Below are 21,941 nucleotides of genomic sequence, written 5' to 3'. Positions count from 1 at the left end.
TATCAATAAAATCTATGTGGTAACTGAACCTCTGCCCTAACTCTGAGTTGTGCACAAACTTAATGTGATTGGTATTACCATTTAATCAATTCAATTGGCCGTTATCGATAACAGAGTTTTTTCGCAACACGATTGGTCATTATTGCCTAATTCTTCAATTGTTCAATTTACCAATATTTAAAATAAATCGTCAAAGCGGTAACGATAAGAATCACACTAAGTTGCAACATCAGCTTTTTATTCAATGTGATACTCCTTCTTTCTAATCAATTCAATATGTTGGTGCTCAGCATATGCACCCCGTTACGGAATTTCTCATGTCATGCTCATAGATTTTTTTTTGCGAGTACTTATCTCACGAATATAATAATTATTTCGATGAGCATCCATATTAAACGCAAAGAACACACATATAATAACGTTAACACCGATATCCTGTTTTGAAAATAATGGAAAATGACGTCTCAGTACATTTATCGAACAAAAATTACATATTGTTAACGGTAAGGCAACGCCAGTTTGATTATTATTACAGCGTTAACTTTTCATAGTTTCTTCCTTAAAGTTTCCGGCGCCTATACGGCGCCTTTTTTATTACATGGGGTCAGAGTCAATTCCCATAAACTCAAACCTATAGAAATCAACGCCTTACTCCCTAAAAGTCATTGACTGTGTCCCCTTATTATCGATATTAATCCCTTATCTACAGCAACCATTGAAACTTGCATGATCAAATTTGATGTCTTTGGCACCTTAATGGCAGTGCACAGAAAAAACCAAGAATGGCAGTTATTTATTGAGTACGAAACCAGTATCCGCCGACGGATTTAGGATCCTGCGATCCCACAACAGCAGTTTGATGAAGAGCAATTGGCCAGATACCTGGATGATATATACCATGAAATGGCGTCAGAGAAGTATCCGGAAGTAGTCCAAATTGATTAAGTATTAGTCAGATTTTGCGGGGTCCAAAACGGGGACAGAGTCATTAAGTTAATACATCTAACCGATAGAATTTATTAGCATTTTATTTTCCGTAATTGACTCTGACCCCATAAAATTTTGGTAATAAAAAGGCCGTGAGTGTTAGCTCGCGGCCTTTAGTCGGTATCCGGTATTTAAAATTAGTTGCCGGAAAAATCTACTACAGTTGTTTCATCTATCAAAATTGATACATTTTGCTGTTCAACAAAGGTTAGCTCGTCATCTAGTTCAGGGTCATCTTGAGTTTCACAACTTAAAGCTAAGGTGTAATCACCGGTCAGCAAGAAACCAATTTCGTATTCATACATGCTAGTGTCTTCGTTATAGAAAACGCCGGCGCTGGCAAGTGGCTGAGCCTTGCCTGCAACATCGTTTGCGGTATTATCGCCTAATTCAGTTTGGTCTGCACCGTTATAGATATAAACACTTGCCGTCGGCAATGATGTGTCTTCAGGCGGTAATTGCGTACAATCGTAAGCAAGTTCAGCAACCGTTCCTTCTATATGACCAATTTCGTTATTATCTACCAAACGAACACCGCGTGGTTTAACGAAATAGTTATCTTGTCCAACCGGATCTGTCATGCCTTTACGAAGATCAAATTCCAGGGTAAAGCTTACATTACCGCCTTGGGCTACGGTAAAGCCATCCAGTTTTAACTCGTTAGACGGAACAACAACAGCAATCTCTTGCTCTGGCGAGATTTCATTGCCCGCATCATCGTACTGAGCGTCTTTAATGGCAAATGAACCTTCGCTCAATACAAAGCGCATTTGATTGTATTTACCGGCTTCAATTTCGATATTATTAATTAAGGTTAGTGCGTCCGCGCCGGTGTATTCCAATAAGTTGATACCAACACTGTTCACCGCATCTGGACAAACACTATTGGCGTTAATCATTTCAGAGTGTTCACCCACGATAAATTCGGTTTTGCCACCTTCGCCGTTTAGCTCTACGCGGTTAAAGCACAAAGTAACATTGCTCACGCCATTTACCGGTGCATCACTGATAGCAAGTGAAAATGTTGAAGATTCATCAGAGTCGTTGCCACAACCAGCTAATGACAAAGAAGCCGAAAGCGCAGCGGCTAAAGCGATTTTGGTTTTAGAAAAAAACATAGTTTTGCCTTTTATTATTTTAGCGCTATCCCAAGTTGATTAGTTTGGCTCGGATAACGTAATTGGTCATTTTCTATGAATCAGTATGCTATCTATAGCGACATCACACCATGAAACAGAGAAACTTTTTTTGATTTTAATTTTTTTTTGGGGGGCATTATTAGTTTAATGTATATGACACGGCCTGTAGATGTCAAAAACATATATGTGATTATTTGTACATTGATTCAAAGTTGGACAGTCCGCTGATTAAATCAACAATTTAGCCAAAATGTCTCAAGCCAAAAGATAAAATACAAGAGGCGATTTGCTCGGAATTGCTTAACGGTTTAAGTTTCAAAAACTCTATTTTTCCGACCTGATCAGAACCAGTTTCACGAAAAATTTCGAAATAAAAGTGAATATAGGGATCTTGGTTTTCTAATAATAAATACGGATACGAAGTAACCTTCCAGGTACCTTGAACATCCTCGTTTTTACCTGCATCCAAGCTAAACTTGCCATCCTGCATCAAGGTTAACTGAATCATGGATTCACAATTTTCACTTTTGTATAGGTGTGCAAAGTCGATTGCTCGCTTGCCTATGTTTGGCAAAGTCCCTGTCGGAACGGCAAACACGCCAATGGTATTTTTCGTATACCAATGATTAGAAGCTACCAAAGAGCGAACTGTAATTTTTTCATAGCCAGTTTGTTGTAGTGATTCCCGGACATTGTCAATCAGCTCAGGATCTCGTAAAAACGGTGAATAAAGAATTGTCGTTTCGGTTACGTCGTCTGGAAAAGGGAGCGTATTTAGCTCAATCTGGTCCTCGTTTTGCTGGATGGAATAAGTTAGTTCAGAGGTGTCCGATTCATTTAAATAACGATGATTCAAATGAACGGTTGGCGAAGTGCATGCTGATAACAATAACAGTGAGAGCAAAAAGACGAGAGATTGATAGCTTTTATTGCTTATTTTCATTGGTCACATCCTGATACCCGACATTTCTCATTTAGGGGACAGAGTCATTAAGTTAGTGCATCTAACTCTATGAATTTACGATTTATTTATTTTTCGAAATTGACTCTGACCCCATAAGGTTAAGACAGAAACCGTCGGGCTTTGAGTTGCCAGTCGCGCTTTGAGGCTTTGCTGATGCATTGCATTAGGTCAAAGTCGATATCGTCAATGGCAAGGTTGGTTCTCACTTCTTCCAATAGTGAAACCCAAAGCTTGGCGGTCATTTGCGCATCGAATAACGCGCGGTGAAAATTGCCCGATTCATTGAGGTTTTTGTAGGAAACTAAGGTACCAAGACGATGGTTAGGCGCATCACTAAATACCCGTCTTGAGGTTAACAGACTGCAGGCAAATTGGCCGCCGTAATCTCGATTGATTAGTGAAAATTCGCTATCGAGAAATTTTTTATCAAACGAGGCATTGTGAGCCAGCAGATTATCATCTCCTAGAAACTGCCAGAATGCGTCCATCACTTGTGCATTTGGTGCGGCATCGGCCAACATCGTATTGGTAATGCCTGTATACTGCTCGATAAAGCTATTTACTGGGCGACCAGGATTCATTAATGCCTGAAAAGTCTCAACAGGCCGACCTTTTCTTAGTCGAACCGCACCAATTTCGATGGCACGATCGCCATTATCCGGTGACAACCCTGTGGTCTCAAAATCCAGTACAACCAGATCATCGGCAAATATATCCGTCATTACTTTCACTTCTTCTTCAATGCTGACTACAAACTAAGGTCTACAGCTTACCTAAGCTCGGCGTAAATTGAAAAAGAAACGTGTCCCCTGCCCTAATTCACTGGACACACGAATATCGGTTTTGAGAATTTCCAACAACCGTTTACAGATGGTTAACCCCAGACCATTGTGTTTCTTGCAATCTTCAGAAGCATTACTGGCTCGGTATCTGGCATCAAAAATATAGGAAAGTTCTTCCTGACGAATGCCCGTGCCGTTATCCGAAACCGATAGCTGTAGATGTTGAGTATCCACCTCTTCAATACCCAGCTGAATTTCTCCGCCGTTAGCCGTATGGCGAAGCGCATTTTCGATAAGGTTGCTTAACACCCGCTCAATTTTGGCTATGTCACATTGCACCGGAAAATACCCTTGTTCAGGGGCAACGAAAATCTCAATATCGCGTTTTTTTGCCGACAATCGGAATTTTTCAGCCACGTCGTAAAGCAATTCGGTTAGGTTAAAATATTCGAGATTAACGGATACCTGGCCCGCTTCTAAATGCGCCAATTCAAACAACTGATCCACCAAACAATTAAGCTGCTGTGCGTTAGTTAGCGCGGTGTTTAAAAAACTCTTCTGTTGTTGCTCTGATAATGAATCTCGTAAACTCAATGTCTCTAAATATCCCTGCATATTCGCTATCGGGGTTCGTAAATCATGGGAAATATGGGTAATCAACTCTCTGCGCGTTTTATCGTTTTCATTTATCGCTTCAAATTGTCGTTGTATCTTAGCCACCATTTGATTAAACAAATTGCCTAATTGATTGACTTCATTGTTGTCGCCTTCGGGCCAGGGGTACATAGACTGCTTATGCTGTTCAAATCCAGAATCACGAAACGATTTCATTTCCCTGGCAAGGCGACGCATCGGGTAAGTAAAATAGCGGAACAAACCAAGCATCAACAACAACAGCATCAGCAATGCGATCCCTAAAAACACCAGATAAACCTGCATTTCTCGGCTAGTATGGGTTTGATTTAAAATATTTTCATAACGCTCGCCAGCGACAATAACATAGAGATACCCTTGCAAGTCAGCGCCCCTGAATACCGGGGCGGCCGAAAAGATTTTTTTTCGGTTAGGATGACGAGGGTCATCACCGAAAATTGGCAATGCGGCCTGATTATGGGTTAACAGATTAATCGGTACAACATCGATACTTTTACGGTTAATGCGTGATTCGTCAGCGGAATGGGAGAGAATATTACCGTCGGGATCGACGAAGTAAAATTCAAACGCAGGCCCTAACACCATTAGGGTATGAAAGAGATTTTGCAAGGCTTGGTAGTCGTATTCGCCTTGTTGTAACAATGGGTTATCTCTGGCCAAATTAGCCGCTAAAGACAAATGCAATCGTTGTTGTGCTTCAAATCGCATCTGTGTTTGTAATTTGCCGCTCCATACATAAAAGCCAAGCGCGATCACCACAAACAAAGCAATTAAACTAAAAGATAAGCGCTGATATAACGATAATTTCATTAGCGATCCCTACACGAATTTAAAGTAGCCCTAAATCCATTTACTGTGTCGTTCAATGAACGCCAAGCTCGTTAAATTTATATCCAACGCCCCAAACGGTTTGTACGATTTTTGGCTCCGATACGTCCGCTTCAAGCTTATTTCTCAAGCGGTTAATATGCGAGTTTACGGTATGCTCATAGCCACTGTGATGATAGCCCCATACGGAACTTAATAACTCGGAGCGAGAAAACACTTTCCCTGGGTGGGACGCAAGAAAACACAATAAATCGTATTCTGTCGAGGTCAGTTGTAGGGTTTGACCATGGATGCGGATTTGGTGGCGATTTTGATCGATTTCCAGCTGGCCTATTGTTGTCACAGGTTGCGTATTTGTTTGCTCTGGCGCTTGTTGTGTTGCATTTACTAAACATTGAGCCTGACGAGCTGCTTTAATCAGATTCACGCGACGAAGCAAACTTCTTACTCTGGCTTGTAATTCCCGAACACTAAACGGTTTGGTCATGTAATCATCAGCGCCGAGTTCTAACCCTAAAACCCGATCCGTTTCCGAGCTTCTGGAGGTTAACATTAATATGGCCTGCTCGGGTTTTTGCTGTCGTATCTGACGACAGATGTCCAGCCCAGATACCTCGCCTAGCATGACATCAAGAATCAAGAGATCAAAAGGTTGCGATTGGGCAGCTTTTAAACCGGATGCGCCATCAAAGGCCAATGACACCTCACAAGCTATTTCCTGTAATTGAACGTCAATTAACCGGGCGATATCCCGGTCATCTTCTACCACCAGTATTTTTGTCATTGGCTTCCCTTTACACCGAGAAGCCAGACGCTACGAACGACTTGTGCTTACCAAGCCGTCCATAGGTTACTGCCTATCACTCGATGCGAGTCACGGTTACTCGAATGGTAGGGTTGTCAAAACGATGCGCTTGCGTCAGTACCGACTGCGTTAAGCCATCATCCATAGTTACAACGCCCGGATGTGCGCTAACAAAATCGACATCATCTCGCTCGGCATTATAACCTTCCCCACCGGCTGCAGGACCTGGAATCGTTTCAGCAAGTTCGCTGTTTTTTTCCGTCCCCGCATCATAAGAACCCATAACCATGGAAATACTTTCGTTGGCAGTCAACTGACTGATATCCAGCGCGTTAATTCCCGTAAAAGCATCATTGGTATTGACCAGCATCGTCGCCGCGCTTAAATACATTGGTGCGGTATCTGTAACCATTACGTCAATGGTTTCAGTGTTACCTGGCATCAAAATATCGGCGCCGGAGCTACCCGCCAGAACAACACCTAAGTCCAGTACTTGTGAGTTGTCGCCACTTTCCGCCAGGTTTTCCATGGCATCATTTGCACTTTCACCAATATTCCAAAGCATCCCTTCATTGTGAAGTACCACCGCAAATGGTGACATAGGTTGGGCATTGGTCAAATTAGTAACGTCTACCTGATAGCGATATTGCATTGGCTCAGGCTCTGGCATTAAACCTTCATCATCGTCATCATGACAGGCACTGATCAGGATCAGTAAGCAGGATGCTGCAAAGGCTTTACCAACCCCTTTTAGGGTAAGGTTTTGATTCGTTTTCATGCTAGCCTCCTAGTTTACAACGATAGTGACTCGGGCGACTGGGTTCAACCAGCGGTGAACGGTGTTATCCAAATCGCTTTTACCACCGGATAAATCGTCATCACCCAGGTTGCCGCGGTGCACGTGAATCAGGACATTATCTTCCGTTGAGGTAACACCGGTAGCGCCGGTGCCTGCATCCATACCCGGTGCTGCAGGAATTCCTGGTTGACCTGGCATTCCTGCGCCATTGACGATTTCATCATTGGCTTCGGTTCCAGCATCATACGCATCAAGCGTAAATGTATAGGTACCAGGCTCTGTTGGGATCATCCAGCTATCCAGTCCGACAAAGCCATCATTAGTGGGCAATACCATTGAAGCTAACGACAAATAATCGTTACCTTCGGTGTTCGTTATTGTGGTTTCGACACGAGCACCTGGCGCTAGCAGACCACCGGCAGGGTTCTCAACTAAGTCGGCGCTGACACTGGTTAGTAAAGTCCCCATACCGGCAATGTCACCACCTTCGGCAATCGCCTGCAATTCAGGAGATGCGGATTCACCAACGCGAAACATCACCGCATCGGATGTGTGGGCTGCGATAATAAACGAGGTAAAATATGTACCTTGGGTCAAGTTGGTGACGGTAATTTGCAAGTCTTGAGACCAGGCATTGCCAGTTACCGCAAGGGATGCCAGAGCCGCCGCTAATTTCATTTTCATCATTATTTTCCTCATCAGGTCGGGATATCCCGGTAAAAATGTTCAAACCAAGTATGGTGAAAAAAATGACCGAATCCCTCACAGTTCCATAACAAAATCATCACAATTACACAGCCTAAATGTTATGAAATTAATTGTCCGATTTACCGTTCTACATTGTCTTGCCTTGTCATTTTTTGCCGACAAATTGGCCAATACCAAGACCGACTAACGCACTTAAAAAATCATTTCGAAAATTTGCAAAACATCAAACTGCGCTTGCAGCTGAACCCTGTCTCGCGTTGCAATTCCGCCAAAATCTTCAATATTATCAACGCGTACAGCCGCCTTAATGGTGATCAATTCATTGATTAATCCCGTTGAGACATACACGGCATGCAGGGATTCTTTATAGATACTGCGACCGGGAAAAGAATATTCATAGCCAGAAGAAATAACCGGAACCACTATTGAGCCGGTATGGTAACTCCCCCCGGCCGCAAGGCTAACATAGCCATCGTGTTCAAAGTCAGCTTCCAGATAATTGAACGTGACCATGCCATCAAAGGTAATATTGTCAAATGGGGTGTCGGTACGACCTACCGCCGAAAACAATAAACTATTTTCAAACGCCCCAAAACCGAAACGCAATGTCCCGGTGCAACAATCTGAAAACCAACTATTTAATGGCCATGTTCCCGTTTTGGAATAATCCACCCAGGAATCTTTAAACGGTTCTGAGATGCGCAAAATCGTTAATAGATTTCGGTTTTCGACCCGAAATTCACAGTTATAGCAATCAGACGCCTGCTCTTGCATCGTAAGTAAATTATCATAACTGACTTTGAAGTGTTCAGCCGCCCATCTCGGATAGTCAATAAAGAGTTCGTCTTGCAACGACTTGGATTTAAATTGTTTACGCGACAGTCCTTTTAGATTATTCATATAATTACTAAAGGTCATCGGCTCAGAATTTTTTCCTGAAAACGTATTAAATGCTTCAGATAAAGCAATATAGGTATTCTGGTAATAATCGTTCACTAACGGCATCGAAGCCCGATATTCGACGTTATATAAATGTTTTAAAAAGTCCTGCTCAAAACGTTGGTTTTCTCTATCCGTTTGCTGCTCTGCGGTTAACTTTCTGGAATTGTTTTGCCTATCTCCACCGCTGGTAAGCTTATTAATACGTTTAATCATCTGATTTTGAATACAGCGACGTTTTGAGTCATCTTTAAATTTTTCACAGGCATAAGAACTTAATAGATAAGCGCCATCATAGACGCCTGTCAGATAGTCATGTACGCGAAAATGTGCTGAATAAAACGCGCCAAAATGGGCATGAAAGTCCGCAAGTAAATTGTGATAACGACTGCTCATGCGAAAATGATATTTCTCTTCGTCGCTATGAATTTTTTCCAACGTCTTACGATAGTTCTCACTGGTTGCAGTATCAAACGAATTACCCAGATACAAGAGATAATCCCAAAGACCGACACGATCCGGTTGCTGTATTACCGCTCCGGGAGAGATGGAAAAAGAATCTTCAGTCAATGGATTTTCATTACGCAAATTGTCCGGATGGATAAATACGATACGCTGCTGTGTAACATAGGGCGGCATTGTTTGGGTGGGAACCTTTTGCTGTTGATACATTTCATGGATATCAACGGAAACACCAATCGGAGAATTGTCGAATAAGCCACCATCACTAAATAATGAAGTCATCGCATATTCAAGTTTACAGGTCCGTCCTTTTAGTTTTTTACTAATACAAAAAGGTAATTCAACCGGCGCAAATGCCACAGGAAAGGAGCTGGACGCTTTTATTGCTTCAAACACGATGTCCGGATTGATCAGGCCAGAACTTGTTTCCGGTAATGCAATAAAGTAATCGGGCCTTAACTCTGGCAATGCCGCCTTAAATTTATCCAGATAGACATTTTTAAAGGCGATTTTGCCATTAATGGTCGTTACTTCGATGGGGATAACGAAGCGCTGGTATCCCGTTGTCTGGTCTGAATTTTTGATTTTTTCCTGATAGGGATACATCAAGGTTACTGACATGGTGGTGATAATGCTGCAGCCTTTCTGCCCCTTGCCGCGATCCGGATTTACCGCCAGGTTATCGGCATATTGCCGCGCCAGGTGACTTTGGTTGATTTCAAATTCGGATGGGTCGAGGACATATTGAGATAAATCTTGGGTGATTTTTGCAAAGATACTTTCGCGGTTAAACAAGGATCCTTCATTGTTGCGCCGATTGAGATTGCTAATGTCTATGTTCCAGCTGGAGCGCAGCAGGTTCGAATGCAGATTCTCTTTAATATTCGAACAGATCTTAATCGCCGACAACATGCTGTTTATACTGCCTGCAGACGCCCCGGAAAACGCAACCAAATTTTCACTGGGCTGACTTTGAATATTCTCTACCAGATACCAGTTTATGCCTGACTCATAGCTGCCAAGGCTCACCCCGCCTTTGATCGCCACAAAGTATTCATGAGAAGGACGGTCTGAAGGTTGTGTTCGTGCCAGAGTCGGAACCGGAGAAGATTGTGCATGCAGATACGGACTGAAAAAATTCAGAATAAGCACCAAGCATAATGCGACTGCATATTGAGAGTGTTTTATCGTTGTCATCGGCCTGTCATTTGTTATTTTTCAGGCACTGTTGGTAAGACTAAACCCGACAGGCTATTGGTTTTTTATTTCCTGTTGGCGCATTGGCATCGAGTCGATGGTTTCATATAACTGCTGCAAATCAAGCTCGCTGGTAAATAATTTAGGGCTTCCATCTTTGCCAATTAAAATGATCACATCGCCATCGCCGGTGTTACCAAAATATTCTGCTTTAATCGAATTTTTAAAATTTTGAGATATGTCACCCGGGTAATTGCTTTCAACGTTTTCAGATTGGAAAATAAACCAATAAATATGTCGTTCGCTAAGTGCTTTCGCATCGTCTTCGAGCGCTTGCGCAAAAGTGGTTTTGGCCTCATCGGAGCCTTGCATTAACAAGACTCGTGATTGCCATTGTAGCTGCCCAATATCATTTAACTCTTCCGCTTTGGCAAAAGAGCTCGTCACCAAGTAAAGGAAAAGCCCCATCATCAGCGGCAATATGGGTTGAGATGTTATTTTATATACGGCTGAGTATGCTGTTTTCATCGAACTATCCTGACCTGCGGCTTACCTTCGTATGAGCCTTGGTTTATTTAGCACAGATTTCACTACTGTGAGAAATTGCATTGATAATTAATAGCATAGGTCAGAGCTTAGAAAATTGTGAAATAAATGAAAGGATTAAGCGCAACGACACGGGCAAAAATCAACGTCTAAACACGTCTGTTGAAACGTACGTTTCTCTACGCAAAAATAAAACCCTGAACGTGATAGTCAACATTCAGATCTACTGGCAAGACAACGCAGACAATGTCCGTGTGAGTGCAAAACCATCCCCTATCGCGACTCGCGTCTGCGATAGAGGGGTTCAAGCATGGATTTGGTTCAAAAATAGGCGTTCGTCAATTTATTAAAACTCTTGCTTGGCGCCGTTACTCATCACTTTAAGATATACACCCGGTAGAAGGTGAAACAACCAGCGAGCAACATTGGCAACTTTGCCAAGATATAAGGTTCGTTGGCCAATGCTAGCGGCTTTCAGGATCCTACTGGCCGCTACCTGTGGTGAGATTTGTTCGCCATTGGTCTGTTTTTTTAATGCCCCTGGCGATGAAACGCCGGCATTCACCTGCGCCTTCAATTCTGGCCGCGAGCGTACAAATGATGGACAAATAACGCTAACGTTTACGCCTATATCTTTTAACTCACTAGCCAACGAATAAAAGAACCCTTCCATGGCATGTTTACTACCGGCATACAGTGAGCGACCGTATAGCGGCGCAAAACCGGCAACACTGGACATGGCTATAATGTGTCCTTTATTGGCTATCAATTGCTCCAGACATAAACGTGTTATATCAACAGCGGCCGTATAATTTACCGCCAGAATTTTATCGGCGAGATCTTTTTCTGAATCCGAAAAACGACTCATGTGGGTAATGCCGGCATTATTAATCAACACATCGATGCGCAAAAAGCGTTCAATGATTTGCCCTACCGCCATTTCTAATTGTGAATATTCAGTGATATCAATAGCGATATTTAGCGCATTTTCATGTTGTAAGGCATGGTCAATCGTCAGATCCAGACATGCCACAAAAGCTCCCTGGGCAATGAGTTGCTTACAAAGCTCCTGCCCGATGCCACCGCTGCCGCCAGTGATCACAACCACTTTATTTTGATAAGGATGCATGCGTTAACTCCCTGTTGTAATCGACATTTTTTGAGGCTTCGTCGGACGTGTCAAATCGCTCTAATGAGGTCACCTCCGAAAGACTGTACAGCGCAATCAATATCAACACGACAATCAGGCCACCTGCGACCAGCAATGCCGTTGGCGCACCAAAAGCCTGAGCAACCATGCCAGATAGTACGCCACTTAATGCCGGGATCACTTGGCCAATAATGGTATAACACGCCATGACCCGGCCGCGGTATGCGGGTTCACACAATTGATTTAATCCGGCGACGATTAAGCTAATCGCAGTCCCTCCTGCAATACCCGAGATTATTAATATTGCAACAGAAAGACTTAACTGTTCGACTAACGCTAACGAGCCTAGCCCTGTCGCAGCTACCAATATCGATAGGTTTAACTGCCAGCCAAGCTTGCCGATATTACGAGTAAACAAACTGAGCAGGCCTCCAACAATCAGGGAAAATGCAACAAGAGACAGATAGTTACCTTGAGCTTGCTCACTTAAAAGTAATTGCTTAGCGGCGATGACCGGTAATAACACCTGCATGGGTCCCATCAATAGGTAGGTGATCATTGACAGTAACAACAAAGGTTTTACCATGCCCGGTTTAAATAGGACTTTCCAACCATTCAGCACTTGTTGCCACACGGAAGATTGACTATCTCCTGTGGTCTTCGCTGTGCTAACCCTAGCGTTATTGTGTCGTTGTTGTTTGATAACCGAAGATTGAGGGTGGTATCGCAGCAATGCCAGTAACGCCGAAGAAACGATAAACATGATCGCCGCCACCGCAAATACTCCGGCATATCCAAACGACACCTGAATGTTTTTAACAACCATGGGCGCCAGACCGAACCCGCTCATCACCATAAGGTTCAGGGTAATAGTACCAGCGGTAAGCTTGGTTTCGGCAATAAACCCGGGCAACGCCGCGAATCTGGCTGGCGCGACAAATGACCAGCCGACACCAGAAAAAAAGGCTGCCGTTAATAACAAAATGACCTGCCAGTATGCATTGGCACCTAAGGCCACATAAAGTAACGCCAGGCTGACTAAAAATGCGTTTTGGGCTATGAGAATCACTCGTCTGGGCGAGTATCTGTCGCAATAAACACCGGCAAACCAGCCTAAAATAACCGGCGGTCCAAAACAAAGACCATAACCAATCCCTGCCAGCATTGGTGATTCAAACCAATCGATGGCTAAAAATATTATGCTGTAATTGACCATATGACCAGCAATAAATGCCAGCAAACAGGACAATAGAAAGCCCGGCAGTTTATTCATGGGATTGGCTCTCAACCGCCTCTAACGTCGCGTCGTTATCCTGATATTGCGGCTGTAAACGGATTAATGTTGGCTGACCATCTTCAATATGCCAGCTTGGAAAGCTGGAATTGGTCGTAAATACATCGCCGTTAGGTGCTATCTCAACATCACGCGTAAAAGTGACGCGTTTTGGCATCGGATAATGATGCCATTGTTTGGCGTCGATATCGTATCGATATAATGCGTCCGAGGTATTGCCATTGATCCAGACGATATCCCGGCTACGATCGACATTTAACGAATAAGGCGTTTCACTGCCTAGTGGATAAACAGGGATTTCAACATTTTCAAAGGTTTCGGTTTGTGGATCAAATTTTACAATCATCGATTCCGGGAACGCGGCAATCCACAGGTTGCCTTTCGAATCACTACGCAAACGACGAGGTCCGGTAAATGGCGTGTCGTAGACCGTCACTTCCAGGGTTTTACCATCAATTTTGCCAATAGAATCTGCGTGTAAACGGGCAAACCAGACATCACCATTAGGCGTAATATCAATACCGTAAGGCAAAGGTACACCGGAGGATTGCTCATCAATTGAGAACCAGTTCGCTAACGGTAGGCCCCAATCCATCAGTTTTAAAATAGCGCCCATAAAATTCACCGTTAAGCCTTCACCAAAGTTTCGGGCTGGCAGGTCAAACATCTGAAATTTTTTGCTTTGTCTGTCAAACATTGCGATTTGATTAGACAACGCCATGGTAAACCAAATTCGGTCCTGTTCGTCAATTCGCACGGTATGCGGATAATAACCGTCATCCATTTCGTGAATAATGAATTCCTTATTGGTGACATCAAATTCCACCAGTCGTTGCTGATACGAGGTGGTGATAAAGATATTGCCATCTACCTTGGATTCCGCAAAGGAATGAATACCAGCAAAAGTTTCATGCTTGGGAAAAGAGCTCAAGCGGTTGCCCATCAATCCACCATGTTTATCCCCCTTGGCGCGTTTCATTTTGTAAACCGTGTATTCACCATTGTCAGGGTTGATTTCATAGAGTCGGTCTTGCAGGTTATCGCCGACATAGACAAACCCATTGCTGTGGTAGAGCAAGTCATGCATTTGCGAAAATGCATCGCCAATTGGCCACTCCGTGATCTTGTCATTGGTTAACGATTTCGCCCAGGGCGTGCCATCAGGGATCAACTCCGGGTTTTCAAACAGACGCTTATATTCCGCGCTAAGTTTCGCTGGCAATTGCTCCTGAGCATCATCGTGAACCCGGGCGCCATAGCCAACCATGCGATAAACGATGTCATTCCAGCTTTCCTCATCCCGGGGACGACGGAAAAAATGAGAGCCTTGCTGGTGACAAAAACCACATTGCATGACGTAATGTTTCTTCAAATCCTCATCACCCAAATCCAGCGCTGACAACCAGGTATTGGCGGGTTTAGATTCTGCAAGCTGCAATGGGTCAGTGATAGACTTCATCGTTAATTGCAGCTCTTCATTACCGTTGGCTTCAATCGTAACGTCCTGGAAATTTGGGCGGCGAATGCGGATCCTTACTTTTTCTTGCTCATAAGTATCAAATTCCACCTTGCCATCTTCATCCGTAAACCGGGTATGGACGGTATTGGAGCGATTCAAACGACGCTCCGGCGGGTAGCCCATATCGGATTTATCCAAAACAAACCCTTCGATAGGCGTCTGCATAACCATTACCTGAGGCATAGGCTGATTATTTTCGTCGGTCACAATTACGGTTGCCGCCTGCACGGTTGATGTCAGGAATAACGCACCGATTACCTGACTCGCCGCGGCTTTTAGTGAATACTTCATGAATTAAGCGTCCTTTTGCAATGCAAGAAACTGCTCCAGCGCTTGCTGGGAGGTGTAGCGAGGTTGATGGTTAAACGTGTTTTTGATTTTATCGTTCGCCAATACTGGGCGATATTTAACAAATTTAACCTGCTCTGGACCATATTGTGTGAGTCCCAGAGGTTTTAAAATGCTCAGTGCCCCTTCGATTAACCATGACGGTAATGGCACATAGGGCTTGTTCAGGGTTTTGGCGATTTGTGCCATAGATACACTGCCATCTCCGGCAAGATTATAATCCCCTTCAATATCGCTGAACATGGCTTCCTGAATGTAAGCCACCACATCTTCCGACCAGATAAAGACAAAGGGTCCCGGATACCCAGCGACACCAGTGATCATTTTTTGTTGGAACAGATTGACGATTGGACCGTCAAAATCCGGACCTAAAATGGTCCCTGGACGCAATATAACTTGCTTTAATGCCGGGTATTGCGATTTGGCCTGTGCCATGATGGCTTCAATTTCAGCCTTATGAGCACTATAGAAGTAATCCTTATTGCCCTTTTTTGGATGGTCTTCTGTTAACCAGCCGGTATTTTCCGGCCAATAGCCATATGATGCTCCGGATGTTGTCACGATAAATTTCTGACAACCAAGCTGTGCCGCTAAATCGACCAGCTTTTGCGTTGCGACCACGTCAATGTCATAGGCTTTTTCTCGCGGCATGGCAGGAGAAATTTGTAAAATTGATGCAAGGTGGACAATCACATCCGGTTTGATCTGTTCCACCCATTGATAAAATTCATCCTGGCAAATATCCAGAGCCTGGTAAGAGAATGACTCATTGTTTTGCAAATCAATGCCAAGTTCAGGTTTGATATCGGTGGCAAAAATGCTCGTGCCATGCTGATCTGTCAGAGACTGGATCAGGCGGCGACCCACACAACCTGCGGCACCCGTAATTAGTATTTTCATCATTGTTATTCCCGTCCGTTTCCAGATATAGATACCGGCTGCTCAGACTTTTGTTGTTTAAATATCAAGGCAACTGCCAGACCTGCCACGATGTGCCAGGTTCCCCAGAATGCACAAATCAACGCCATTCCGGCCTGTCCATCAAACTGGGTAAAGACAATGGCAATGGCTAAAGAGGCATTTTGCATGCCAACCTCTATGGTCACTGCCTTTTGATCCCGCACTTCCAGGTTTGCACTTCGCGCACTTAAATAACCAATCAAAAACGCCATACCGTTATGGACAAATACGATGAGCAGTAAAAACCACAAGTGTTGTAAAAACGCTTCATGGTTTTTTGTCACGGCAATCAAAATAAAGGCGATTAAGGCAAGCAAGCTGGTGTTTTTCAGCAACTTGTGCATTATTTTTGCCGCAGCTTCAAATTTAGCCCGGATCAACAACCCAGCTGCAAGCGGGATAGCCAGCACCAAGATTAAGGTTTTAAATAATTGTTCGGAATCTACGTCAATGGCTTGCATGATTGCCATGGCAGGCTCATTAAATTGCGACCAAAACATGAAGTTTATGGGCATCATAATGACAGCTGTCGCACTAGCCGCGGCGGTCAGAGAAATGGATAACGCGGTATTACCACCGCTCAAATGAGTTACAAAATTGGAAATGGCGCCGCCCGGACAGGAGGCCACTAACATCATACCCAGCTCAATGCCGGGGGGTAAATCCACCAACAAGGTAAATGCGCAGGTCAGCGCTGGCAAAAGCAAAAACTGAGCTCCCAAACCGGCAATAACGGCCTTGGGCATGGTAATTACCCGTTTAAAATCTTGCCAATGAATATCCAGCGCTAATCCAAATATCATACTGGCCAGCACCAGGTTTAACATCCATTGTGCACTGGAATCGTAAAATACCGGACCTATTTCCATATTGTTATTCTTGTCGTTTTTATTATTAGATGCCTAATACTACCCAATAAAAAATCAAAAATAATGACTTTTTACGCCATCAAAAAAACATTGATGGCGTCACGGGTACATTCCATGCTGAAGAAATAATCGATTGGATAAAATGAGGACTGTTATGGCTAAAATTGGGGCAGCTCTGAATCTTGGAGCCTTCTGCACCGTTCATGCTTTCATCCTTCTATTTCCCAGGATTTTTAACCCGAAAAGGTTACTGTGGTATTAACCCCGTATGGCAATATAAACTCTCTAAACTGAGGGTCTTCAGATTTGGCCTTCTTGAATTTCGCTTTCAACATATGTCTTTTAAACATTTGTACCGCTTGCCCATCCTTTAGGTTGGCGCCAAGCAATCGCACTTTTACAACGTCACCTTTAGGGTCGACCATTAATAAAAACAAAATTTCATAATCTGACGTACGAAAGCGGCTTTGCGCATCTCTGATTTCCGATTTAGGGGTTCGAAAATCTGGATACGAATCTTGTGTCGACTGGCACCCTATTAGCAACATAACTATCAAGACTATTATTTTTTTCACATCTACTCCTTTAGGATTAATTCGGGATCATATTCTTGCGACACCTATTTCCCTGATTACGTTTAGTTGTCGTCCCGATTTTGCTTCTTGCGGTACTGCAAAGGCGTCATCCCGGTCCAGCGTTTAAACGCTCGTTGAAAAGCACTCTGCTCTGAAAAACCCGTCATTTCCGCGATATAGACGATGGAATAGTGCTCGAGATGCAGATAATCCATCGCCATTTTCTTGCGCAGACTATCTAACAACTGACTATAGCTGGTTCCTGCATCAGATAGCTTTCGCTGTAAAGTGCGAACACTCAGATTCATCAATTCGGCAATTTCTTCAATATCCGGAACTTTTACCGACAATCGATTCACCATATATTGGCTCATGACTTCAATCGGTACGGCTTCGGTAAAGCTGGCGAGTTGCTGCTCAGCGTGCTGACACAATAAATCATGCAATTGTGGTTCATGCTTAATTAGAGGCACCTGTAGTAAGTCTGAATCAACCAACACGCCGTTTGCATCCTGACAAAACAATACCGGGCATTGAAAGTACTGCTCATAAACCCTCTCATCCCCTTGACAGGCATGGGCAAAAAACACCTTTTCAGGGATCACCGGGGCCGCAGAGAGCTTACGGGCAAAGGCCACCCAGCCGGTGAGAATCTCCTCGACGGTATGATGAGAGCACGCATAGGCCGGTACCCAGTTGATTAGTGTATGTTCGCCCTGTTGTTTTATCACCGGAGAGCCAAGATTACCGACCAGCGATTGAAATTTGTATTGTTGCTGCAAAGCTTTTTGTAGCGTCGGTGCGGTAAACGCGATATAGCCTAAGGTGCTCCAGCGATCCGGCTCAATGGTTTGGCCAAAGTTAAACCCGACGTCTTGCAAGCCAAGGTTTTTCTCCGCAAAGTCATACAAAGACTCCAGCACGTTGGTCGATAATAGCGAGTGTTCATTAAACAGTGCGGCCTTGTCCAGCCCCACTAAATCGAGACTCTGCCGTAGCGGAACGCCAAGGTGTGACAGATAAACCACCAGGGCTCTGATGGAATGGGATGATACTTTGATCATATAAATTAACTACTGAGATCGCGTTTAAGTTTCGCGCAAATAATATATCGGTAATACCCTATATTTAAACACATTTATGTAGATTAGTCGTAGAAGAACCGGCAACGACAGGTAGAAAATCGGTTTTGGCTGCTAGAACGAAGGCTTAATTTCAACAAGACCAACATCGAGTGCCCACCAATATCGCGCTCTGTCTGCCTGGCCATCAGAATGGCAAAAGCGTTTGTCAGTGCTAAAACGCAAGGTATGCACGCAATGCAAGAGCATTGCAGAAGCAATGGCCTTGCACCGGCTGAGGATTCAATCAGACGTGTTGATTGAGACATATTTATTTATACCAATCACATTAAATTATTACTCACTCAGTGAGAATTTAAAGGCTTTTAGACAAGGCTTTGATTGCAGAGAATGGTTATTCCGCTCTCAAAAACAGCCAAAATCAGCCAAAATCAGTAACCTAGTCCAAACGCCTTTAAAACTCACTCGTAGGGAGTTTACCTTAAGGCCCATTTACGGCCCTATATTTCAACAAAAAAATGACGGCAACATTATTTGCCAGAATCATTTATCTGGATCATTAGTATGTGATTCATGCAAAGACTTTACCCTTGTCTTCAGATCGGCAAATTCCTGTTGCAAATGGGCAATATCACTTTTTGCTTTCATCGCATACGATAAGCCCGCTAATCCAAAAATAAACCCTAAAATTCCCATTGCTTCCATTTGGCTTTCCTTGTAATTAGATTGTAAGTTTCGTTTTTACGACCATGAGATATTAACCGCATGATCGCATCGTGATTTTCTGACCAGCTTAAAGCCAGAGACTCGCTACAACCGTTAACGACAAGATTGTCGGTTTAACAACAATTCAGTCGCGGTTAAATACGTTTGTCCCGACGATTTAACAGTATCCGCATCCAAACGTTCCGACGCCAGATGCACACTTTCCAGATCTTCGGCAATAGTATTGAGATCTTGTTGTAACCTAATCACCGCATTTTCCAGGGTATAGGTCAACTCATGGACTTTAACCATATCTTCCGGCGTTAATGCTTCTTTGGCGGTAATCGCCTTAAGCGTTTCATTAAACGCAGCTAGGTTACACAGTGCCGCCTGAGTGTCTTTTGCCTCTAAGGAAGCGAAATGATTATATTTTTCTTGTGCCTGAATACTACTCGCCAATAGTAATAAAGCGCTCAATATCGAAAACGTTCGTTTATTCATGATTACTGCCTGTTAATTATGTTCATCTTCTGTCTTACTCGGCGCGGTCAGGACCTAGATATTTATCCATCCATGCAAAAACTTCCCGATACCACTCTTTAAGATTATCCGGTTTGCGGATATGGTGATCTTCATCGGGAAACATCACCAGACGTGAATCGATACCTTTGCGTTGCAACGTGGTAAATGCGCCGAGACTTTGTCCGTAAGGGACGCGATAGTCCAGCTCCCCCTGGATAACCAGCATTGGCATCTTCCAGTTATCAACAAACCGAGACGGATCAAATTTGTCATAGTTTTCGGCGTTGCTGTAATAAGGCCCGGAGAAATCATGCTCTGGGAACCAAAGTTCTTCGGTCACGTAATAAAAACTCTGCATATCGAAAAGTCCGGCATGATTAACGATACAGTTAAAACCGTCAGACCAATTCCCCATGATCCAGTTCATCATATAGCCACCATATGATGCCCCCAAAGCACAGGCATTGTCGCCATCTAACCAGGCTTCTTTTTCGGTGATAAAGGCCAGGCCTTTTTGCAAATCAATGAGCGGTTTCCCGCCCCAATCGCCGCTGATCGAATCCGTAAACTTTTGTCCGTAACCGGTGGAGCCGTGAAAGTCGATCATCACTACGCCATAGCCCTGTGCAGCCCATAATTGCGCGTTCCAGCGATAGTGAAACATATTGCCGAAACTTCCCTGCGGACCGCCATGGACTAAAAATGCAATTGGGTATTTTTTGCCTTCTTCAAAGTTTGCCGGTTTTAACCAGTACCCGTAAACTTTTTCATCATTCCAGCCAGGAAAACTGAACTGTTGAAACTCCCCTAATTGCAGGGTATCGAGCGTGTCTTTGTTCAATTGCGTTAATTGTTTGAATCCATAACTATCTTTGTTGATAGTGTAAATATCTGCCGGCTTATCCAGCGTGTGGCGGGTGAAATAAATCGCTTTACCAGCACTGCTTACATTAGCAACGGTGCCATCTTGATAAACCGGTGTTACCTCACCAAATTGCAGGCTAATAGAGAAAATGCTTTTTTGCCCCAGATCCTGAGCCACTGCGATCACCGAACGATTATCATCACTAAAATGAAAGTCACTGATAGAGCGGTCCCACAAAGGAGCAATGTCTTGAATTTTTTGACTGCGTAAGTCTTTCACTTTCAGACTAAACTTATCTGACTCATACACCGGAGTTTTCATCGCTTTCCAGGCCAAATAGCGGCCATCGCTTGAATACTGAGGCTGCGCATCCCAGGCTTGATTATCTTCAGTAATATTGGTCATCGTATTGCTGGTCAAATCGACTTCAAAGATATCCCAATTTGTTGTCCAGGCATGATCCCGTCCTGGCTTTTTCGCCGAAAATGCCAGTTTGTTGCTTTCAACATTAAAACTTACCTGAGACATACCGGCGATATCGGCATCCCAATCTGGCATCAAATCGGTTGCTTCGGTCAACTTGCCCTGCTCTGGCAAAGTTGCCACAAACAGGTGTGTATTGAAACGATCGAGCCAATGATCCCAGTGCCGTACCATAAGTTGATCGTAAGCCCGAGTATTGTGCTTTTCATCGGCCATTTTTTGTTTGGCATCCAGCGTACATTGTAAGGTTTTACAACCTGGCACGACATCAAAGGCCAGCGCCATGGTTTTACCGTCGGCGGCAATTTTGTAACCACCGACATCAAGGGGAAAATCCGTTAACTGCTGTGCTTCTCCACCACTTAGTCCTAGATACCAGACTTGTGACGTACCGCTGCGTGAAGACAAAAAATAAATACCTTTGCTGTCATTTGCCCACTGCACGGCATGCTCAGCAGATTTATTGGACGTTAATTGCGTAACCTTTTCACTACTAAGATCATGAAGATAAAGATGGTTGCTAGCTTTCTCCTGACCATTTTTAATGCCATAGACTACAGCGCTGCCATCAGGAGAGACTTTCACCTCATAAGGCTGACGAAAGTTATTGAGATGATCAACGGTTAGGGTCTCTGACTGAGACGGTACACTATTGATTTCTTTTTCGGAGTTAGCATTTGCCTGTTCAGCAAGTGCAGGCACTGCGGCAAACGCCAGGCTGGCAATGGTACCTAAAGTAATTTTTGAAAATGGATTCAT

At 43.8% G+C, this 21,941-nt stretch carries 19 protein-coding genes and 1 pseudogene; 1 reads left to right on the top strand and 19 read right to left on the bottom strand.

The features are described 5' to 3' along the window. Positions 1-726 precede the first annotated feature (726 nt). A pseudogene (locus ACHUFQ_RS16970) lies at positions 727-945 on the top strand (DUF7661 family protein). Positions 946-1,124: 179 nt separating this feature from the next. Here ACHUFQ_RS16970 and ACHUFQ_RS08680 read toward each other — a convergent pair. The 19 genes from ACHUFQ_RS08680 to ACHUFQ_RS08590 form a co-directional block, all read right to left on the bottom strand. Continuing rightward, positions 1,125-2,105 carry a DUF4382 domain-containing protein gene (locus tag ACHUFQ_RS08680; protein ID WP_394174765.1) on the bottom strand — a complete coding sequence of 327 codons (981 nt, stop codon included), beginning with the start codon at positions 2,103-2,105 and terminating at the stop codon, positions 1,125-1,127. Between the two features lie 262 nt (positions 2,106-2,367). Then, complete coding sequence (locus tag ACHUFQ_RS08675) at positions 2,368-3,069, bottom strand: hypothetical protein (RefSeq protein WP_394174763.1); 702 nt, start codon at positions 3,067-3,069, stop codon at positions 2,368-2,370. 119 nt (positions 3,070-3,188) lie between these two features. Next, entirely contained in the window at positions 3,189-3,812 is a 624-nt protein-coding gene (locus tag ACHUFQ_RS08670) for a 3'-5' exonuclease (protein ID WP_394174761.1), read from the bottom strand. Positions 3,813-3,863: 51 nt separating this feature from the next. Further along, complete coding sequence (locus ACHUFQ_RS08665) at positions 3,864-5,336, bottom strand: ATP-binding protein (protein WP_394174759.1); 1,473 nt, start codon at positions 5,334-5,336, stop codon at positions 3,864-3,866. A 52-nt stretch (positions 5,337-5,388) separates the two neighbouring features. Next, a complete protein-coding gene (locus ACHUFQ_RS08660) occupies positions 5,389-6,138 on the bottom strand; it encodes a response regulator transcription factor (protein WP_394174758.1) in 750 nt (249 codons plus the stop codon). Between the two features lie 76 nt (positions 6,139-6,214). After that, a complete protein-coding gene (locus ACHUFQ_RS08655) occupies positions 6,215-6,937 on the bottom strand; it encodes a spondin domain-containing protein (protein WP_394174756.1) in 723 nt (240 codons plus the stop codon). Positions 6,938-6,946: 9 nt separating this feature from the next. Beyond that, positions 6,947-7,645, bottom strand: a complete 699-nt coding sequence (locus ACHUFQ_RS08650; protein WP_394174754.1) for a spondin domain-containing protein — start codon at positions 7,643-7,645, stop codon at positions 6,947-6,949. A gap of 213 nt (positions 7,646-7,858) precedes the next feature. Then, the gene (locus ACHUFQ_RS08645) at positions 7,859-10,264 is read right to left on the bottom strand and encodes a patatin-like phospholipase family protein (protein ID WP_394174753.1); all 2,406 of its coding nucleotides are present in this window, start codon (positions 10,262-10,264) and stop codon (positions 7,859-7,861) included. Between the two features lie 54 nt (positions 10,265-10,318). After that, positions 10,319-10,792 carry a DUF4174 domain-containing protein gene (locus ACHUFQ_RS08640; protein ID WP_394174751.1) on the bottom strand — a complete coding sequence of 158 codons (474 nt, stop codon included), beginning with the start codon at positions 10,790-10,792 and terminating at the stop codon, positions 10,319-10,321. Positions 10,793-11,156: 364 nt separating this feature from the next. Beyond that, complete coding sequence (locus tag ACHUFQ_RS08635) at positions 11,157-11,939, bottom strand: SDR family NAD(P)-dependent oxidoreductase (protein WP_394174749.1); 783 nt, start codon at positions 11,937-11,939, stop codon at positions 11,157-11,159. After that, positions 11,920-13,233, bottom strand: coding sequence for an MFS transporter (locus ACHUFQ_RS08630; protein ID WP_394174748.1), 1,314 nt, complete (start codon positions 13,231-13,233; stop codon positions 11,920-11,922). The genes ACHUFQ_RS08635 and ACHUFQ_RS08630 overlap by 20 nt, the downstream gene beginning before the upstream one ends. Then, on the bottom strand, positions 13,226-15,064 hold the full coding sequence (locus ACHUFQ_RS08625; RefSeq protein WP_394174746.1) for a hypothetical protein: 1,839 nt from the start codon (positions 15,062-15,064) through the stop codon (positions 13,226-13,228). Before ACHUFQ_RS08625 ends, ACHUFQ_RS08630 begins: the two co-directional genes overlap by 8 nt. 3 nt (positions 15,065-15,067) lie before the next feature. After that, on the bottom strand, positions 15,068-16,024 hold the full coding sequence (locus ACHUFQ_RS08620; protein WP_394174745.1) for an NAD-dependent epimerase/dehydratase family protein: 957 nt from the start codon (positions 16,022-16,024) through the stop codon (positions 15,068-15,070). A 2-nt stretch (positions 16,025-16,026) separates the two neighbouring features. After that, positions 16,027-16,950, bottom strand: coding sequence for a bile acid:sodium symporter family protein (locus ACHUFQ_RS08615; protein ID WP_394174743.1), 924 nt, complete (start codon positions 16,948-16,950; stop codon positions 16,027-16,029). Between the two features lie 233 nt (positions 16,951-17,183). After that, the gene (locus tag ACHUFQ_RS08610) at positions 17,184-17,525 is read right to left on the bottom strand and encodes a hypothetical protein (RefSeq protein WP_394174742.1); all 342 of its coding nucleotides are present in this window, start codon (positions 17,523-17,525) and stop codon (positions 17,184-17,186) included. 62 nt (positions 17,526-17,587) lie between these two features. Next, complete coding sequence (locus ACHUFQ_RS08605; protein ID WP_394174740.1) at positions 17,588-18,589, bottom strand: AraC family transcriptional regulator; 1,002 nt, start codon at positions 18,587-18,589, stop codon at positions 17,588-17,590. A 561-nt stretch (positions 18,590-19,150) separates the two neighbouring features. Continuing rightward, positions 19,151-19,312, bottom strand: coding sequence for a hypothetical protein (locus ACHUFQ_RS08600; RefSeq protein ID WP_394174738.1), 162 nt, complete (start codon positions 19,310-19,312; stop codon positions 19,151-19,153). A gap of 114 nt (positions 19,313-19,426) precedes the next feature. Beyond that, positions 19,427-19,813 (bottom strand): DUF6746 family protein, encoded by a 387-nt coding sequence (locus ACHUFQ_RS08595; protein ID WP_394174737.1) that lies wholly within the window; start codon positions 19,811-19,813, stop codon positions 19,427-19,429. Between the two features lie 34 nt (positions 19,814-19,847). Next, on the bottom strand, positions 19,848-21,941 hold the full coding sequence (locus ACHUFQ_RS08590; RefSeq protein ID WP_394174735.1) for a S9 family peptidase: 2,094 nt from the start codon (positions 21,939-21,941) through the stop codon (positions 19,848-19,850).

The organism is Thalassotalea litorea (genome assembly GCF_043642205.1).
Classification (GTDB): domain Bacteria; phylum Pseudomonadota; class Gammaproteobacteria; order Enterobacterales; family Alteromonadaceae; genus Thalassotalea_A; species Thalassotalea_A litorea.
Note: the sequence above shows the minus strand (reverse complement) of the source record. Positions and strands in the feature narration are given on the sequence as shown.

Coding starts and splice junctions, on each gene's coding strand:
- ACHUFQ_RS08680 (WP_394174765.1), bottom strand. CDS start 2,105: ATGTTTTTTTCTAAAACCAAAATCGCTTTAGCCGCTGCGCTTTCGGCT.
- ACHUFQ_RS08675 (WP_394174763.1), bottom strand. CDS start 3,069: ATGAAAATAAGCAATAAAAGCTATCAATCTCTCGTCTTTTTGCTCTCA.
- ACHUFQ_RS08670 (WP_394174761.1), bottom strand. CDS start 3,812: ATGACGGATATATTTGCCGATGATCTGGTTGTACTGGATTTTGAGACC.
- ACHUFQ_RS08665 (WP_394174759.1), bottom strand. CDS start 5,336: ATGAAATTATCGTTATATCAGCGCTTATCTTTTAGTTTAATTGCTTTG.
- ACHUFQ_RS08660 (WP_394174758.1), bottom strand. CDS start 6,138: ATGACAAAAATACTGGTGGTAGAAGATGACCGGGATATCGCCCGGTTA.
- ACHUFQ_RS08655 (WP_394174756.1), bottom strand. CDS start 6,937: ATGAAAACGAATCAAAACCTTACCCTAAAAGGGGTTGGTAAAGCCTTT.
- ACHUFQ_RS08650 (WP_394174754.1), bottom strand. CDS start 7,645: ATGATGAAAATGAAATTAGCGGCGGCTCTGGCATCCCTTGCGGTAACT.
- ACHUFQ_RS08645 (WP_394174753.1), bottom strand. CDS start 10,264: ATGACAACGATAAAACACTCTCAATATGCAGTCGCATTATGCTTGGTG.
- ACHUFQ_RS08640 (WP_394174751.1), bottom strand. CDS start 10,792: ATGAAAACAGCATACTCAGCCGTATATAAAATAACATCTCAACCCATA.
- ACHUFQ_RS08635 (WP_394174749.1), bottom strand. CDS start 11,939: ATGCATCCTTATCAAAATAAAGTGGTTGTGATCACTGGCGGCAGCGGT.
- ACHUFQ_RS08630 (WP_394174748.1), bottom strand. CDS start 13,233: ATGAATAAACTGCCGGGCTTTCTATTGTCCTGTTTGCTGGCATTTATT.
- ACHUFQ_RS08625 (WP_394174746.1), bottom strand. CDS start 15,064: ATGAAGTATTCACTAAAAGCCGCGGCGAGTCAGGTAATCGGTGCGTTA.
- ACHUFQ_RS08620 (WP_394174745.1), bottom strand. CDS start 16,024: ATGATGAAAATACTAATTACGGGTGCCGCAGGTTGTGTGGGTCGCCGC.
- ACHUFQ_RS08615 (WP_394174743.1), bottom strand. CDS start 16,950: ATGGAAATAGGTCCGGTATTTTACGATTCCAGTGCACAATGGATGTTA.
- ACHUFQ_RS08605 (WP_394174740.1), bottom strand. CDS start 18,589: ATGATCAAAGTATCATCCCATTCCATCAGAGCCCTGGTGGTTTATCTG.
- ACHUFQ_RS08600 (WP_394174738.1), bottom strand. CDS start 19,312: ATGGAAGCAATGGGAATTTTAGGGTTTATTTTTGGATTAGCGGGCTTA.
- ACHUFQ_RS08595 (WP_394174737.1), bottom strand. CDS start 19,813: ATGAATAAACGAACGTTTTCGATATTGAGCGCTTTATTACTATTGGCG.
- ACHUFQ_RS08590 (WP_394174735.1), bottom strand. CDS start 21,941: ATGAATCCATTTTCAAAAATTACTTTAGGTACCATTGCCAGCCTGGCG.